This is a genomic window from Clostridium beijerinckii (genome assembly GCF_018223745.1).
Taxonomy (GTDB): domain Bacteria; phylum Bacillota; class Clostridia; order Clostridiales; family Clostridiaceae; genus Clostridium; species Clostridium beijerinckii.
In genome coordinates, this window is record NZ_CP073653.1 from 2,825,615 (window position 1) to 2,842,108 (window position 16,494).

A 16,494-nucleotide genomic window follows, 5' to 3' on the forward strand; every position below is an offset into this window, starting at 1 on the left:
GTTTTTTTAATTAGTAAAGTAGTTAGGAATCTTATTTTAATGAGTATATATTGAGTTACTGATTTTCTTTTTCAGGGGGTAGCAATATATGTTTCAACGCGAATGCGATCAAGAAGCAAGTTATATTATAGAATCAAAAAAGAAATGTCTTGAGTTAGGGTTGGACTCAAATAATCCTAAAATGCCTAAGAATATTATGTCTGAATTGGAATTAGGACAAAAAAGAGATGCCTATGACGAAATTCTAGAAGTTGTCAAATTTTTTAGTAATAAGATGATAAAATTATTAGAAGGCACGCCTGTATTGATAACAATTACAGATGAAGATGGATATTTGCTAGATGTTCTTGGAGATAAATCTATTAGGGAAACAATGTCTAAATTTGGAGTTAAGCCGGGTATACAATTTCGAGAAGAGGAAATGGGTACAAATGTAGTTAGTTTAACACTTAAGCAAAACCATCCAATACAACTAATAGGAAGCAATCACTATCATAAATGCTTTCAAGACAGTGCATGTTATGGAGTTCCATTTCATTATTCAGATGATGGTAATTTATTAGGAAGTATATGTATTATGACTGCGATTATACTTCATAATCCATTTTTTTTAATGACATTAACTACTGTAGTTGATGCAATAGAGCGTGAACTATTGCTAAGAAAGCAAAATCTAAAGATAACCGAACAAAAAGAATTATTATATGAATCAGAAAAGAGACAAAGAGAGTTTCTTGAAAAAGATTTAGCAATGAAGGATGAATTTATAACTTTAATCACACATGAATTTAAAACGCCAATAAATGTTATTTATTCAGCTATACAATTGATTGAACATGTGTATATTAGTGAAATTCCTGAATCAGTGAATAAACTTATTGGAAGCATAAAACGCAATACATTTAGACAATTGAGACTTGTGAATAATTTGTTAGATATTACAAAATTAAAATCGGATCAGTTTAAATTAAATTTGAAATATTTGGATATTGTGTTTTTAACAAGATTAATTACAGAATCAATAAAAGTTTATGCGGATCAAAAGAGAATTAACCTTTATTTTAAAACTAATGTTAATAATAAAAATATTTCAATAGATGATGAAAAATACGAACGTATAATCTTAAATTTATTATCAAACGCTATAAAATTTACACCTGAAGGAGGCTCAATAACTGTTGAGCTTAAAGAAAATAGCAATGATAAAACAGTAGATATATCTGTAACTGACACTGGGGTTGGCATACCAAAAGAGAAACATAAGGTAATATTCCATAGATTTGGACAAGTTGAAAATAATCTTTCGAGGTTAGCAGAAGGTAGTGGTATTGGATTAGCTCTTGTAAAGATGTTAGTAATTATATTAGAAGGAGAAATAGAAGTTGAGAGTGAAGTCGGATGTGGAAGTAAGTTTACTATAACTTTACCTATTAAAGAGGAGATAGTTAATGAAGAAAGTAAAATATCACAAAGATATGATAACAGGTTAATAAATGCCATTAATGTTGAATTTTCTGATATATATTTCTAATAATATTTAGATAGTATTTCATTTTTGATCATGAATATAAAAATTAGAAAAGGTATAAACTAAAAAATGAGGTGAGAAAAAATGACAAACTATAAATTTATTACAAATAATAATGAAAATGATTCGTCAAATACCACAAATACATCTATGCCAGCAAAAAATAGGAAAAGACATAAACCTGTAAGAGGAATTCCTAGAACTGAAATGTAATAAATGGCAACTATAAGTTTGTAGAATGAAAAAAGTGCGGTACTAAAAATATGTTTTGGTACTGCACTTTTTAAGTTTATATAATTATAACCTAATTACTTTAAATTAAGAATATTTTTTATATTAAAACACATGATAAATTTAAATACTATAACTCGGCGAAAAAAATGGAGGATCTATAATGAGCATCTTAAAAAAAATAATAACATTTATAATTTTAGTTTTATTAATAATTACATCATTAGATACTTCAACAAAAAATGTATGTGCTATCCCCAATTTAAGTAAAAACACTCCTATTAAAATAGCAGTGTTTTCGGATAACTCTAGCGCTATGTATATTTCTCTTCTTAAAGAAAATTTAGAACGTATTGAAAAAGAAAATGAAGACAAAGTCAAGTTTACGTTTTTTGATGCTAAAGACAATCAGGCTAAACAAAATGAAAGCATAGAGAAAGCTCTTTCGCAAGACTTTGATCTTTTTATTATAAGTATAATCTCTCCCAATTTAAAAGATGTAGAAAGTACTTTGCGCAAAATAATGGAAAAAGATATTCCTATAATTTTGAACCCTGATCCAGTACAAGAAATAATAAACTTTGTTAAACCATATAAACGTTTTGTTGTTGTCGGTGCTGATTTTGAACAATCAGGTACTATGGAAGGGAGTATTCTTGTTAATGAATGGAGATCCAATAAGCAGATAATAGATAAAAATCACGATGATGCATTGCAGTATATTATGCTAAAAGGTAGAATCGGAAGCCCTCTAACATCGTTAAGGACAAAATACTCAATTTTAGCGCTTAATGATGCTGGAATAAAAACAGAGGAACTTGCTTCTCCATCATGTGAATGGATGGAAGATTGTGCCCAAAGTGCTGTGGAGTCATTATTTCTTAAATATGGTGACAAAATTGAAGCAATAGTTTCAAATAATGATGCGATGGCAATAGGAGCGGTTGAAGCTTTGCAGAAATATGGATACAACAAAGGCGGTAAATCTAAAACAATTCCAGTTGTAGGTATTGACGGCATGCCAACTGCTAAAGATTTTATAAAAAAAGGTTTTATGTCGGGAACTGTTGTTGTAGAACCTAGCGATCTTGCTGAAGCTCTTTATTCTATCGGTATGAATTTGGCTTATGGTAAATCACCCCTTGAAAACACTAAATATAAATTTGATGAAACTGGATTTAGAGTTCATTTAAAGTATAATGAATTCATAAAGTGGTTGAAGTAATGAGAGTTTAATTAGCATTAAAATAATTAATAATGCGAAGTGCTGTGTGAAATCTAAACAATTCAAGATTTTTGCATTTTAAATGGAATTAATATTATTTAAATTTAGAATTGGTAAAATATTTTTATAAAAGAATTGCTTATAGAATTAGCTGCCTTGGCATATTGTGATTTAAATTTAGGAAATTAAAATTAAATTTTTATTTTAATAGAAGAATTTAATGAATAATTATCATATTCTAATATATAATAAACAATCTAGATAAGAAAAAGGGGTGCAGCTAAATTGACAAAAATATATGATGTTGTATTAAATGCTCCATTTGGTAGTCAGCAGGGCAGAATTACTTTTGTAATAAATGGTGAATCTTTAACAGGAGCAATTGATGGAATGGGATTTAAAAGCAAATTCAATAACGGAAGAATTCATGGAAACAATTTTGAATTTTCTGGAGAAATAAAAATTCTATTGGCCAAGTTAAAATATTCTGCTAAAGGTATTTTAAATGGTAATCTATTGTCAGCATCTGTTGATACAAAATATGGAACATTCTCTGTAACAGGAAGTCTTATATCTCAATCTTAATGTCAATTTAAACAAGATAAATATAAGAGATAACAAAAATATTTGAAATGAAAAATGATGAAAAATACGTTTAGATAATATAAATCTTTGTTAGACAGTAAATTTATTAAATTAGATTTACTGTCTATATTAATTATTAGGATAATTAGTAGAAGTTGAACTTATATTGAATAAATAGTATTCGGCAATTATTTAAAAAGTGAAAAGTATTATTGCTGTGATTATTTACAAGAGTATAATAATTGGACATAAGCAGATAATAAAAAGGGCTGTAATTATGTAAATATGATAGAAATTAAGAAAAATACTTTTGGTTATATATCGTTTTTAATTATAAAATAAAAGAAATAAAATACAAAAGAAGAAAGGAGAGATATAATGCAAGATATAAAAATAAAATCAGAAACAGGATGGAAATTAGATAATACTTATGCTGATTTGCCAAAAACACTTTTTAGCAAGCAAAATCCAACACCTGTAAAGGCGCCTAAATTAGTTATTCTTAATCAGCCGCTTGCAGAATCATTAGGGCTGAAGGCAGAATTTCTTCACGATAGTGACAATGTAGCAATCTTTGCTGGAAATAAAATAGAAGAAGGCAGTTTACCTATTGCACAAGCTTATGCAGGACATCAATTTGGCTATTTTAATATGTTAGGTGATGGTAGAGCTATATTACTTGGTGAACAAATTACGCCAAGTGGTGAAAAAATTGATATTCAGCTAAAGGGATCAGGCAGAACACCGTACTCTAGAGGTGGTGATGGAAGAGCAGCGCTTGGACCAATGTTGCGTGAATATATTATTAGTGAAGCAATGCAAGGTCTTGGAATTCCAACAACTCGGAGTCTAGCAGTAGTGACAACTGGAGAACCTGTAATTAGAGAAAAAGTGCTCTCAGGTGCTATTCTAACTCGGGTAGCTTCAAGCCATATTAGAGTCGCTACCTTTCAGTATGCTGCAAAGTGGGGAACTATAGAGGAACTCAAATCACTAGCTGATTATACTATTAAACGTCATTTTTCTGATATTGATAACTTAGAGAATCCTTATATTTTTTTACTCCAAGAAGTTATTAAACGGCAAGCTTCATTGATATCAAAATGGCAATTAATCGGTTTTATTCATGGAGTTATGAATACTGACAACATGGCTATTAGTGGAGAAACTATAGATTATGGACCTTGTGCCTTTATGGATACATATGATCCGGAAACAGTATTTAGTTCTATTGATAGAGAAGGAAGATATTCATATGGAAATCAACCACCTATAGCTGAATGGAATTTAGCTAGATTTGCTGAAACTTTGTTGCCATTACTTCATAACAATCATGAAAAATCAGTAGAAATTGCACAAAATGAACTTTCAAAGTTTGCGGATTTATATCACGATAATTGGATTAGAGGAATGATATCAAAACTCGGAATATTCAATAAAGAATCACAAGATGAAGCTCTTATTGAAAATTTGCTAAGTATTATGTATAAATATAAGGCAGATTATACTAATACATTTAGTGCTTTAACTTTAGATAAGTATTCTGATATAGAGTTATTTAAGTCTAAAGAATTTGAGAAATGGCATGAATTATGGAATGCAAGATTAAATAGACAGAAGGAATCTAAAGAGTCTTCAAATATATTGATGAAAAATTCAAATCCTTATGTGATACCGCGTAATTATAGAGTTGAGGAAGCATTGTCGGCTGCGGAAAAAGGCGACTATACCGTTATGAATAAACTATTAAATGTACTATCTAATCCTTACGCATATTCAGATAATCAATCTGAATATGAAAAATTGCCTCCAAAATCTTGCGGCTCGTATCGAACTTATTGTGGAACCTAATTTTAAATAATAATATTAATAAATTTTTAATAAAATAAAAAATACCTAAAAAAGGGCGAGACATAATATAGCCCTTTTTTCATTTTGTGAAATATACATAAATCATTGGGATTATGTATTTAAGATAATAAAAATATTAGAATTATTATGTAAAACTAAAACTAATTTTAATAAAAAATCATATAAAAAATTTAAAAAGTAATAAAAAAGACATAAAATTTATACGTTTACACTTAACAACTAATGAAATTTATGGTATAATAAAAAACGTATTCTGGAAATTGAAAAGGAGAGATTTGATGTCAAAAAGTTATCAATGGATAAAAGTTGCAAAAAAATCAATCGTTTTTTCTGTAGCTTTGAGTATTTATTTAGGTATTGGAACTGCTTTTTCAGCTAAAGCAGCTACGACACAAAATAAAGATATAATCTGCTCAACAACAGCGTACACAGCGGAGTCAGGAAGTGTGACAGCAAGCGGAAAAATAGCAAAGAGAAATGCAAGTGGGATAAGTACAGTAGCAGTGGATCCAAGCGTAATTCCTTTTGGAACATATTTATATATAGAAGGTTATGGATATGCAATAGCTGCAGATAGTGGAAGTGCTATAAAAGGCAATTCTATTGATGTTTATTTTGATAGCGATAGTGAATGTGATAATTGGGGTAGGAAAACTGTTAAGGTTACGGTATTTGGAAAATCCGACAATTAAAGAAAAATGAAAATGTTTAACTAATCTAAATAAGTGTTAAAATAATTGATAATCGCAATTCTAATAATTAAATCTAGGAAGCAATTAATTCAGATTGAGTTAGACAAGCTTGTTTAGAGATCAGTGATACTTAAATTTATAAAGAGAATATTCAATTATTATAATATCTAAAAGGAAGTGTTTCTAAATATAGGGACACTTTTTTTATTTGAAAAGAGGAAAATTAATATAGTATTATTGATAAAATATCAACAATATCTTAATTATTTTGAAGGTCTATCAATAAAATGTTCTTTATAAAGATAAAAAATAAAAATAATGCACTATATATTAACTAATTAATAATATAAAGTAATAAGATTGACAAACTAGTAAATAGTTGTTAGTATAAAAGTATTCCTACAAGAATTGTATGAATTAAAAAAAGAATTAAAAGGTGATAATTAAATGAATATTGACTGGAATTTCGTAGTGACTAATTTGCCTTTGTATGAGAAAGCTGCATGGCTCACATTAAAGTTAGCTATTGTAGGAATACTTTTATCATTGGTAATAGGATTACTATGCGGAATAATATTATACTTTAAAGTAAGAGTTTTGGATAAAATCGTACAAGCTTATATTGAGCTTTCGAGAAATACTCCACTACTTGTGCAGATATTTTTTCTGTATTTTGGTTTGCCTAAATTAGGATTTAAAATGGGCGAAGCTACTTGTGCTATAATTGGTTTAGCATTTCTTGGTGGTAGTTATATGGCTGAAGCTTTTAGAAGCGGAGTTGAAGCTGTAAGTAAAACACAAATTGAATCTGGCATAAGTATTGGTCTTTCAAATGGCCAACTTATTAGATATGTCATAATTCCACAAGCTTTTTCAGTAAGTATGCCTTCAATAAGTGCAAATTGCATATTTTTATTGAAAGAAACTTCTGTGCTTGGAGCTATATCAATAATGGATCTCACAAATTTAACAAAAGATTTAATAGGAATGTACTATAGAACTTTTGAATCATTATCATTGCTAGTTTTGATTTATCTTATCATGATTCTACCTTTATCATTTCTAATGTCTTGGATAGAAAGGAAGGTTCGATATGCAGAATTCGGCAATTAGTGTTATTTTTCAAGAAAACAATATTAAGCGTTTATTTGAAGGTCTGTTTGTAACAGCAGAAATTGCTTTTATATCTATTATTATAGGATCTATACTAGGAATACTTATAGGTTTGAGTAGGACTACAAAATCGAAGGCGATACTTTTTATTAACAGAGTTTACCTAGAAGCTTTTAGAATAATACCAACGTTAGTTTGGTTATTTGTATTCTACTTTGGAGTTACTACAGCATTAAATATAAACCTTAGTGGAGAAGTTGTTTCTGTTATTGTATTCAGTCTTTGGGGCGCAGCAGAAATGGGAGATATAGTAAGAGGATCTCTTCAATCATTACCAAAACATCAGATTGAATCGGGGAAGGCTTTAGGTTTAAATTATTATCAAATATATAGATATGTACTTATGCCTCAAGCTATAAGAAGAATGATACCTGGAACCATCAATTTAGCAACTAGAATGATTAAAACTACTTCGCTTGTAGTTTTAATAGGTGTTATAGATGTAGTTAAGATGGGTCAGCAGATTATTGAAAGTTCAAGATTTCAGTTTCCTACTGCTTCTTTCTGGATTTATGGTTTTATATTCTTCTTGTACTTTATAATATGTTATCCACTATCAAAAATATCGAAAAGACTAGAATCAAAGTGGAATAATTAGGAGGAACATACATGGATAAGAATAATAATCCTGTCTTGCTTGAAATACAGGATGTTCACAAAAAATACGATGAAAAAGAAATATTGAAAGGTATTAACTTAAGCCTTCACAAAGGAGAAGTATTAGTTATTTTAGGACCTTCAGGCTGTGGAAAAAGTACTTTTTTGAGATGTCTTAATGGACTAGAAAAAATTCAAGGTGGAGATATTAAATTTAAGGAACAAAGTTTTACAGATAAAAATGCCGATTGGCAAAAGATTCACGAGAGAATAGGAATGGTTTTTCAAAACTATGAATTATTTCCTCATATGACAGTTATTGAAAACATACTTTTAGGTCCTTTAAAGGTTCAGAAAAGAGAGAAATCTGAGGCACTTGCTCAAGCAGAACAACTTTTAAATAAGGTTGGATTACTTGACAGGAAAGATTCATATCCACGTCAACTTTCGGGGGGCCAAAAGCAAAGAATAGCTATAGTTAGGGCATTATGTATGAATCCAGAAATAATACTTTTTGATGAAGTAACAGCATCTCTTGACCCAGAAATGGTAAGGGAAGTACTAGATGTTATATTAGGCTTAGCTAAGCAAGGCATGACTATGGTAATTGTCACACATGAAATGGGATTTGCTCAATCAGTGGCAGATAGAATAATCTTTATGGATGAGGGTAAAATATGTGAAGAGTCGGGATCAAAAGAATTCTTTACAAATCCAAAGACAGAACGTGCTAAGCACTTTCTAAATATATTTCAATTTTAATTATTAATAGGGGGATGACAAAATATGAAAAGCATAAAAAAAATAGTAGCAGCTTTACTTTTAAGTACTGTAGTAGTTGGAAGTTTTGTTGGCTGTGGTAATTCAGCACAAACTAATAAAGGTGATTCTAATAAAGCAGCGTCTAGCTCTTTAGAAGACATAAAAAAACGTGGAACTATAAAGATTGGTGTGTTTAGTGATAAAGCTCCATTTGGATATGTTGACTCAGAAGGAAAAAACCAAGGATTTGATGTATATGTTGCAAAGAGATTTGCTAAAGATTTACTTGGAGATGAGTCAAAAGTTGAATTTGTTTTAGTTGATGCAGCAAGTAGAGTTTCTTATTTAGAATCTAAAAAAGTGGATATAATAATGGCTAACTTTACTGTTACTGATGAGAGAAAAGAAAAAGTTGATTTTGCAAATCCTTATATGAAAGTATCACTTGGTGTAGTTTCACCAGATGGCGCTAAAATTACTTCGGAAGATCAACTTAAAGGCAAGAAGGTTATTGTAGCTAAGGGAACAACTGCTGAAACTTATATGACTAAAAATCATCCAGACGTTGAACTTGTGAAATATGAACAATATTCAGAAATATTCCAAGCATTAAAAGATAAACGTGGTGACGCTATATTAAGTGATAACACAGAAGTTATTGCATGGGCTAAAGATAACCCAGGATTCTCTGTTGGTATACCATCACTTGGAAGCACAGATACCATTGCTCCAGCTGTTACTAAAGGTAATACAGAACTTAGAGATTGGATTAATACTGAACTTGAAAACTTAGGTAAAGAGAACTTTGTTCACAAAGCTTATGATGAAACATTAAAATCAGTATATGGTGCTGAATTTGAAGATAGCCTTGTAGTTGAAGGTGGAAAAATACAATAAGATTTTTTAAAGGATGAGGATGCAATGCAATCTTCATCCTTTATTTTTATACACCCGAATTATACACTGTAATCAATGTTTAAGAAGTATTATGCTCAGCTAGTATTTTAAAGCGCTTAATTAAAGTTTTATAAGAAAGTTATGGTTTGTAAAGAGAATAAAAAAGAAGATACATTCGCCTGGGATTTTGTTCTTGTTTTGAGGATCTGAATATACGAGTACGAAGTTTGTATTCATGGGCATTAAATCGATTAATATCGATATTTTTTAGGTAGTCAAATGTGTAAGATTATGCTAATATTTAAATATGAATACCTATTTGGGAAAGTTTTTTCTTTTAAGTATAGTTAATAAAAATCCAAATAGATTTTAGTATGAATTTGCTTTCTTTAGAAGTTGTGTTGTAAGCAAACTTATATTTAATTATTTCATTCGGAGGTGTATATGAGAGTTGTTAGTGTTTCCAGCCTAAAGGGAGATGAAATACTAGGAAAACAGATTTTTGATGAATCGGGTAGAATTTTACTTAGTGTTGGAGTTAGGCTGAAACCTTATTATATCGAAAAAATTAAAGAACTTGGTATTTATTCGGTATATATTGATGATGATATATCAAAAAATCTTGATATTGAAGAAAGTATTTCTGATAAGACACGGCAAATGAGCAAACATGCAGTAAAAAAAATGATAGACGGATATTGCCGTGAAGGAAAAACTGATAATAACAGCGTTATGAATTCTGTCAACTCAGTTATTGAAGATATACTATCAAATAAAGATGTTTTAATAAATGTTGCAGAAATAAGTGCTAGTGATAATAATATATATTCTCATTCTGTAAATGTATGCGTATTAGCTACAATAATAGGAACTCATATGGGATACAGCATGTCAAAATTAAAAGATATAGCTGCAGGTGCACTTTTGCATGATATTGGCAAAATAACAATTATGAACGATAAAAAAATTTCGTCTGAATTTAAAGATGAAAATGAATTCAATAGATATATGGAATTAATGCATCCTAAGATTGGGTATGATTTGCTAGGGGACCAGCATGTTTGGAGTGCATATGTTAAAGTGGCTGTTTTAATGCATCATGAAAGAAATGATGGAAGTGGATATCCTTTGCAGCTAAAAGGAGACGAAATAAATGAATTGGCGAAAATTGTATCGATTTGTGATACGTTTGACAATATGATATCCGGCAGAGAAGAAAATGAACGAAAAACTGTGTATGAAGCAATTGAATATCTAATAGGTATGAGTAATATTTATTTTGATGAAGAAATAGTGAAAAAATTTACTATGAATATAGCAGCTTTTCCTACAGGAAGTGGTGTTATTCTAAATTCAAATGAAAAGGGATTAGTAGTAAAACAAAACAACTCAATGCCAATGCGCCCTGTAGTAAAGGTGTTGTATGATGAAACAGGAAGTTTACTATCTGAACCTTATGAAGTCGATCTACTGAAAGAATTAACCCTTTTTATTACGAAGACTAGTGAAATTTAATTTTAGGAGGATAATATGAAGAATCAAAACAAGGATGAAATAAATATTTATTCTAATGATTTCCTAAAATTAATGAATAGTATTCATGTGAGATTTTTAGAGGTGAATTCTATAAACTATAATGAGTTATTAAGAAAATCATTAGAGGAAATTGGAGAATTTTTTGATTTAGATAGAATATATATATATCATTTTTCTAAAGACCCTACTTTTATGAAAATAGAATGTCAATGGAATAAAAAGTTTATAAAACCAAAAAGGGAAATTATAGAGGATGAAGTAGTTTACGCTTTTCCATGGTTAATCCGTCAAATTAAAAGTAAGGATTTTATTGTTTTAAATAATATAACTGAATTTCCGGTTGATGCAACATTTGAATTAGAAGCTTTTAATATGGAGGGGATAAAATCGTCTCTTATACTTCCATTAAAAGATAAAAACAAATTAATAGGTTTTATAGGATTTGAAACCTTATCGGAATCAATAATATGGCAATCGGAACAGATAAAAGTATTAAATAATATTTCAAAGTTTTTAGAATTCATAAAAGCTAGGATTACAAAATTAAAAGAATACGAATCGCTTCTTAATGGTCAGACCATTTTACTTGATAATGCTGCATCACAGATTTGGGCACTAAGCAATGTTACTTCATATGCCACTGTTAATGAGGCTCATGCAGAATTTTTTGGTAAGAAAAAGAGCGATTTAGAATATAAAGACCTATATGACATATTTGATGTTAATACTGCAAATAAGTTGTCTGAAAATAATTGGGAATTATTTAGGAATGATGAGCCAGCAGAGAAAGAGCTTAAAATTAAGAATTGGAAAGGCGAGGACAGGCTCCTTCAGGTTAAAAGTAAACCTATTAAAGATGAATCAGGTAACATTAAATATCTTGTTTGTACAGCACAGGATATTACGGAGCAAAGAATTGCAGAAGCTGAATTATATAAAGCAAAAGTAGAGGCTGAATCTGCAAATATAGCAAAGAGTCAGTTTCTTGCAAATATGTCACATGAAATAAGAACTCCAATGAATGGAATATTTGGATTTTTAGAATTATTGGAATCGTCAAATCTCTCTCTGGAACAAAAAGAATTTGTACGCGAAGCAAAATCTGCTTCAGATATTTTACTAAATATTATTAATGATATATTGGACTTTTCAAAAATTGAGGCTAAAAAATTAGTACTAGAAAAAATAAGCTTTAATTTGAGAACTGTTATAGAAGATGCTGTTTCACTTTTTGTTCCTAAAACCTTGGAAAAAGGAATTCAGCTTTATACAATAATTGATCCAACTATTCCAGATGAGGTTATAGGTGATCCGTCTAGACTTAAGCAAATATTAACTAATCTTTTGAGCAATGGTGTTAAATTTACTGATGCGGGTGAAATTGCAATTAAGGTTGATTATTTTGAGGAAGAAAATGATATCGCACTTCTTACATTTGAAGTGAGGGATACTGGAATTGGAATTAGCGGAAAGGATATACAAAAACTTTTTAAATCTTTTAACCAAGCAGATGCATCTACAACGAGAAAATATGGAGGAACTGGACTTGGACTTTCTATATGCCGAGAACTGGTTAATATGATGGATGGTGAAATAACCGTTGATAGTGTATTAGATAAAGGATCTATTTTTAGATTTTGTGTAAGATTAAAAATATCTAAAAGGGCTTCTGAACATATCTCTATTTTCGAAAAGGTTAATGACGTGAATATTTTGATTGTTGACAATGATGAAAATAGTAGAAAGATTACAAGTTCTTACCTGAAAGGAACTGGATTACATATAATTGAGGTTGATGGTGCTGGTGAAGCAATTTCAACAATTATTTCTAATAATGATACAAAAAATAAAATAAGTATTGTAATCATTGAGTGCGAGATACCAGGAATGAATTGTTATGAACTTGCACGAACGTTAAAAAATATACCAATAGCCAAACATATCAAGTTAATACTGTTAATGTCGAGGTATAAAGGAGACTTTAAGGCAGCAATGGAGTATGGCTTTTCGTCTTATTTGACCAAGCCACTAAAAAGAGATGATTTACTTGATTGTATTGCTGTAAATTTAGGCTTGAAGAAAGAAGATGAAGAACATTTTGAAGACTCAAATAAAAATGTAGTTAAAAACATTTATGATTTATCAGAAATTAGAATTTTACTGGCAGAAGATAATGAAGTTAACAGAAAAATTTTTATAAGCATGCTTAAATCTCGTGGTATTACTTGCGATGTGGCATTAGATGGTAAAGAGGCATTAAGAAAAGTATCGGAAGAAGATTATGATATTGTATTCATGGATTGTCAGATGCCAGTAATGGATGGATATGAAGCTACTGCTGAAATAAGAAGAATTGAAGAAAATAGAAAGCACACAAAAATTGTTGCAGTAACTGCTAATGCAATGGAAGGTGATTCGGAAAAGTGTATTAAATCTGGAATGGATAATTACATTACTAAACCTATTAATTTTGGTATTGTATTTAAGATGATTGAAGAAAGTATCATAGATAAAAAACATAATACTATAGACTATTCAAGAATAATAGATAACTATATTAATGAATTTTCTAGAGATACCGGTCTTGATATAGAAGATGCATTAGAAATATTTGAAGACTACATAAGGTGCTTACCTGATTTGTTAAATGGAATTAATGATGCCATTAATACTAAGGACTTAAAGAAACTAGCAAAGTTTGCTCATGAGTTAAAAGGTTCATCTGGAACACTAAGAATAAATTCTGTTCACGAATTAGCTAAAATGCTTGATAAAAAAGCTTTAGAAGAAAAGTTAGATGAATGTAATGAGATTTTTGGACAAATAAAAGATTTGTTTTATAAAATATAATTTAATAATAGCAGTCAAATTCTGAAAAATGAGGATGAAGGAGTTTTTAATATGAAGAAGATTTTGATAGTTGATGATTCATCGTATATGCGAATGTTTATACGAAAAATTATTCAAAAAAGGGGAACTTATATGATCTTAGAAGCATCAGGTAAAGATGATGCAATAGAAACATATAAGATTGAAAGTCCTGATATTATAATTTTAGATTTAAATATGTCTGAAGTTAGAAAAGATGGCATTGATGTTTTAAGCCAAATAATGAGTATTGATCCTGAAGCAGTAGTAATTATTATATCTGCAGTAGGATATGATGATGTCAAAGATGAATGCTTAGCCTTAGGAGCTAAGAGTTATATAAAGAAACCATTTGATACTCAAACTTTAATAAAAACACTAGAAGAATACAAATAAAATTTTAATACAAAAATAGAAAAATCGTTATTTATACTGAAAAGATATATATGCTTAGTAGATTAGTTGAGATTAAAGAATGCAGTTATTAATAGAAAATGTATTCTTTAATTTTTTATTAATAAGGAATAAATTTAGGTGTTTATAAACAACCTAACATTATATAATTAAATAATTCTAAAAAGTGAATTGGGAATCTTATTTTATTATAATCAATAGAATATGTGTTGTAATAATGAATGTGCATTTAAAGATATGGTAAGCTAAGTATTTAACTAATATTAGCATATAGAAAATCGATTGCAATATACTATTATAAATAGCTATAAATTAATTTATTAAAAGTAAATATATTCTATGAAATGACAATGAATAAATGTTATTTTAAAATTAAAGTAAGAATTTATTTGATATTATTGGAGGATGATGTGATGTTAGATATTATAATTTACATAGCAATAGGGGCCGCAGCAGGTATTTTAAGTGGTTTGTTTGGAATTGGTGGTGGAATAATTATAATTCCTGCATTGATGTATTTGAAAGGATTTTCGCAGCTCACAGCTCAGGGGACATCTCTTGTTGCAATGCTTCCACCTGTTGGCTTACTTGCATTCATGGAATATTATAAGAAAGGTAATACAAATATAACTGCTGGTATAATTATTTGTGTTACTATGCTAATTAGTGCAAAATTTGGAGGCCAGCTTGCTAATATTCTTCCAGCAAGTATAATGAAAAAAGCTTTTGGAATATTTATTATTTTGGTTGGAATAAAAACTTTTATAGGTAAATAATGAAAAATAGTTAATTAGTAAAAAATAATAGTCTATATCATTAAAATAACCATTAATTTATTATAAGTTAGTGGTTATTTTTTATATGTTAATAATTTAATTGCTGTATTTTCAATTATAAATAGTCTAAAAACATAGTGCTTAACTTAAGCAAAATATTAACGATTGATCAGGTATCTCTGCATATTGGTGCAGTTTTGATATATTAGATGATAAATTAAGAAAAATAAAAAAGCCCCAATTGGGGTGCTTTAATTAAACAAAATGAGTGAAAATACAATGGAGGTGATAAATATTTAAATGAATGTGGTTTGGAATATATACCATCATATAGTCACTCAAAGCTATAGATCGAATTAAATTTATTTAAGTGTGTGCCTTTCAACAATTTAAATACCATCTGACTAAAGAGCTATTTTTCTAGTATCTTGATTATCTATTGCAGAAATAAGAGTTATTCTTTCGTGTGAAATCAAGATATCAGTGCTTTCAACGCTAGGTTTTTTTACTGTTACTACAAGATTTCTTGGGCCACCTACTGCCTCTATAGCTCTATTTATAAGTTTAATAGTATAAGAAAATACTTCTTTTACATCTTCATTTGATGAAAATACAACTGCATGTCCAGCTTTAAGCATTAGAATGCTGTTTCTAATTATTGTTTCGATAGGATTAGATGCTTCAACAATAACGCCATTTACAGTATAAGAATTATCACCGTTAATTATAGAGAACCTAGATTCAAGATAGTTATCATTTAAACATTTATCTAATGCATTAGTATTATTGTAAAGAATATTATTGTAGGAGCTAGCACCATTCTCTTTACAAGTCATTAAGCTAACTTCTTCTAAGTGCAATTCTAATTCTTTAATTACTGAATCTACTATTTCATTCTTTCTTTGTTCACTGTATTGCTTATATTTTTCACAAGCAACATGAGCTAATTTAATGGCATCTTCCATGGTGTCAAAAACTCCACAATCTCCTTGTCTATCGATTATAACTGCATATTGAATTGGTTTTTTTACTATCATAGTATTTATCCCCCTCATATTTATAGATTTTAATTTTTTACTATGATTTCTACTAACATAGAAGTAGAAGAAGTTAAATAATTAACGTTAATTATTTAACAATAAGATTTAAAAAAATATAGATATTTATATCACTATCTTATTAAGTATTATAACAATATGTTACTAATTATTCAAGTGGTTGTTGTGAATTTTCTGAATTTTATTTTATATTGTTAAAAAACTAGCTAATTATAAGTTCAATTTGAAGAATATGTATAAATTATCATAATAAAAAATAATTATTTAACAATCTTAAAAG

15 protein-coding genes are annotated in these 16,494 nt (G+C 29.0%); 14 read left to right on the plus strand and 1 reads right to left on the minus strand.

What is annotated here, in order from left to right; translation table 11 throughout:
- Window positions 1-88: 88 nt before the first annotated feature.
- The 14 genes from KEC93_RS12870 to KEC93_RS12930 all read left to right on the plus strand — a co-directional run bounded on the left by KEC93_RS12870 (window position 89) and on the right by KEC93_RS12930 (window position 15,156).
- Window positions 89-1,531: an ATP-binding protein gene (locus KEC93_RS12870; protein ID WP_017211663.1), complete on the plus strand. Its 1,443-nt coding sequence runs from the start codon at window positions 89-91 to the stop codon at window positions 1,529-1,531.
- 81 nt (window positions 1,532-1,612) lie between these two features.
- The gene (locus KEC93_RS26705; protein ID WP_017211662.1) at window positions 1,613-1,741 is read left to right on the plus strand and encodes a hypothetical protein; all 129 of its coding nucleotides are present in this window, start codon (window positions 1,613-1,615) and stop codon (window positions 1,739-1,741) included.
- A 181-nt stretch (window positions 1,742-1,922) separates the two neighbouring features.
- Window positions 1,923-2,984, plus strand: a complete 1,062-nt coding sequence (locus KEC93_RS12875; protein ID WP_077868730.1) for a galactose ABC transporter substrate-binding protein — start codon at window positions 1,923-1,925, stop codon at window positions 2,982-2,984.
- A gap of 285 nt (window positions 2,985-3,269) precedes the next feature.
- A complete protein-coding gene (locus KEC93_RS12880; RefSeq protein ID WP_012058718.1) occupies window positions 3,270-3,569 on the plus strand; it encodes a hypothetical protein in 300 nt (99 codons plus the stop codon).
- Between the two features lie 378 nt (window positions 3,570-3,947).
- Window positions 3,948-5,420 (plus strand): protein adenylyltransferase SelO, encoded by a 1,473-nt coding sequence (locus tag KEC93_RS12885; protein WP_077868731.1) that lies wholly within the window; start codon window positions 3,948-3,950, stop codon window positions 5,418-5,420.
- Between the two features lie 299 nt (window positions 5,421-5,719).
- Window positions 5,720-6,133, plus strand: coding sequence for a 3D domain-containing protein (locus KEC93_RS12890; RefSeq protein ID WP_023974663.1), 414 nt, complete (start codon window positions 5,720-5,722; stop codon window positions 6,131-6,133).
- A gap of 447 nt (window positions 6,134-6,580) precedes the next feature.
- On the plus strand, window positions 6,581-7,246 hold the full coding sequence (locus tag KEC93_RS12895; RefSeq protein WP_017211658.1) for an amino acid ABC transporter permease: 666 nt from the start codon (window positions 6,581-6,583) through the stop codon (window positions 7,244-7,246).
- Window positions 7,227-7,904 (plus strand): amino acid ABC transporter permease, encoded by a 678-nt coding sequence (locus KEC93_RS12900; protein ID WP_012058722.1) that lies wholly within the window; start codon window positions 7,227-7,229, stop codon window positions 7,902-7,904. Before KEC93_RS12895 ends, KEC93_RS12900 begins: the two co-directional genes overlap by 20 nt.
- 11 nt (window positions 7,905-7,915) lie before the next feature.
- Window positions 7,916-8,665 carry an amino acid ABC transporter ATP-binding protein gene (locus KEC93_RS12905; protein ID WP_077868732.1) on the plus strand — a complete coding sequence of 250 codons (750 nt, stop codon included), beginning with the start codon at window positions 7,916-7,918 and terminating at the stop codon, window positions 8,663-8,665.
- Between the two features lie 24 nt (window positions 8,666-8,689).
- The gene (locus KEC93_RS12910) at window positions 8,690-9,562 is read left to right on the plus strand and encodes a cysteine ABC transporter substrate-binding protein (RefSeq protein WP_017211655.1); all 873 of its coding nucleotides are present in this window, start codon (window positions 8,690-8,692) and stop codon (window positions 9,560-9,562) included.
- Window positions 9,563-10,006: 444 nt separating this feature from the next.
- The gene (locus KEC93_RS12915) at window positions 10,007-11,077 is read left to right on the plus strand and encodes an HD-GYP domain-containing protein (protein WP_023974665.1); all 1,071 of its coding nucleotides are present in this window, start codon (window positions 10,007-10,009) and stop codon (window positions 11,075-11,077) included.
- A 15-nt stretch (window positions 11,078-11,092) separates the two neighbouring features.
- A complete protein-coding gene (locus tag KEC93_RS12920; RefSeq protein ID WP_039770899.1) occupies window positions 11,093-13,948 on the plus strand; it encodes a response regulator in 2,856 nt (951 codons plus the stop codon).
- A 51-nt stretch (window positions 13,949-13,999) separates the two neighbouring features.
- Complete coding sequence (locus KEC93_RS12925; protein WP_012058727.1) at window positions 14,000-14,362, plus strand: response regulator; 363 nt, start codon at window positions 14,000-14,002, stop codon at window positions 14,360-14,362.
- A 431-nt stretch (window positions 14,363-14,793) separates the two neighbouring features.
- Window positions 14,794-15,156: a TSUP family transporter gene (locus tag KEC93_RS12930; protein ID WP_012058728.1), complete on the plus strand. Its 363-nt coding sequence runs from the start codon at window positions 14,794-14,796 to the stop codon at window positions 15,154-15,156.
- A 404-nt stretch (window positions 15,157-15,560) separates the two neighbouring features.
- On the opposite strand, the gene KEC93_RS12935 is transcribed toward KEC93_RS12930, so the two are convergent.
- On the minus strand, window positions 15,561-16,193 hold the full coding sequence (locus tag KEC93_RS12935) for an aldehyde dehydrogenase family protein (protein ID WP_023974668.1): 633 nt from the start codon (window positions 16,191-16,193) through the stop codon (window positions 15,561-15,563).
- Window positions 16,194-16,494: the final 301 nt, after the last annotated feature.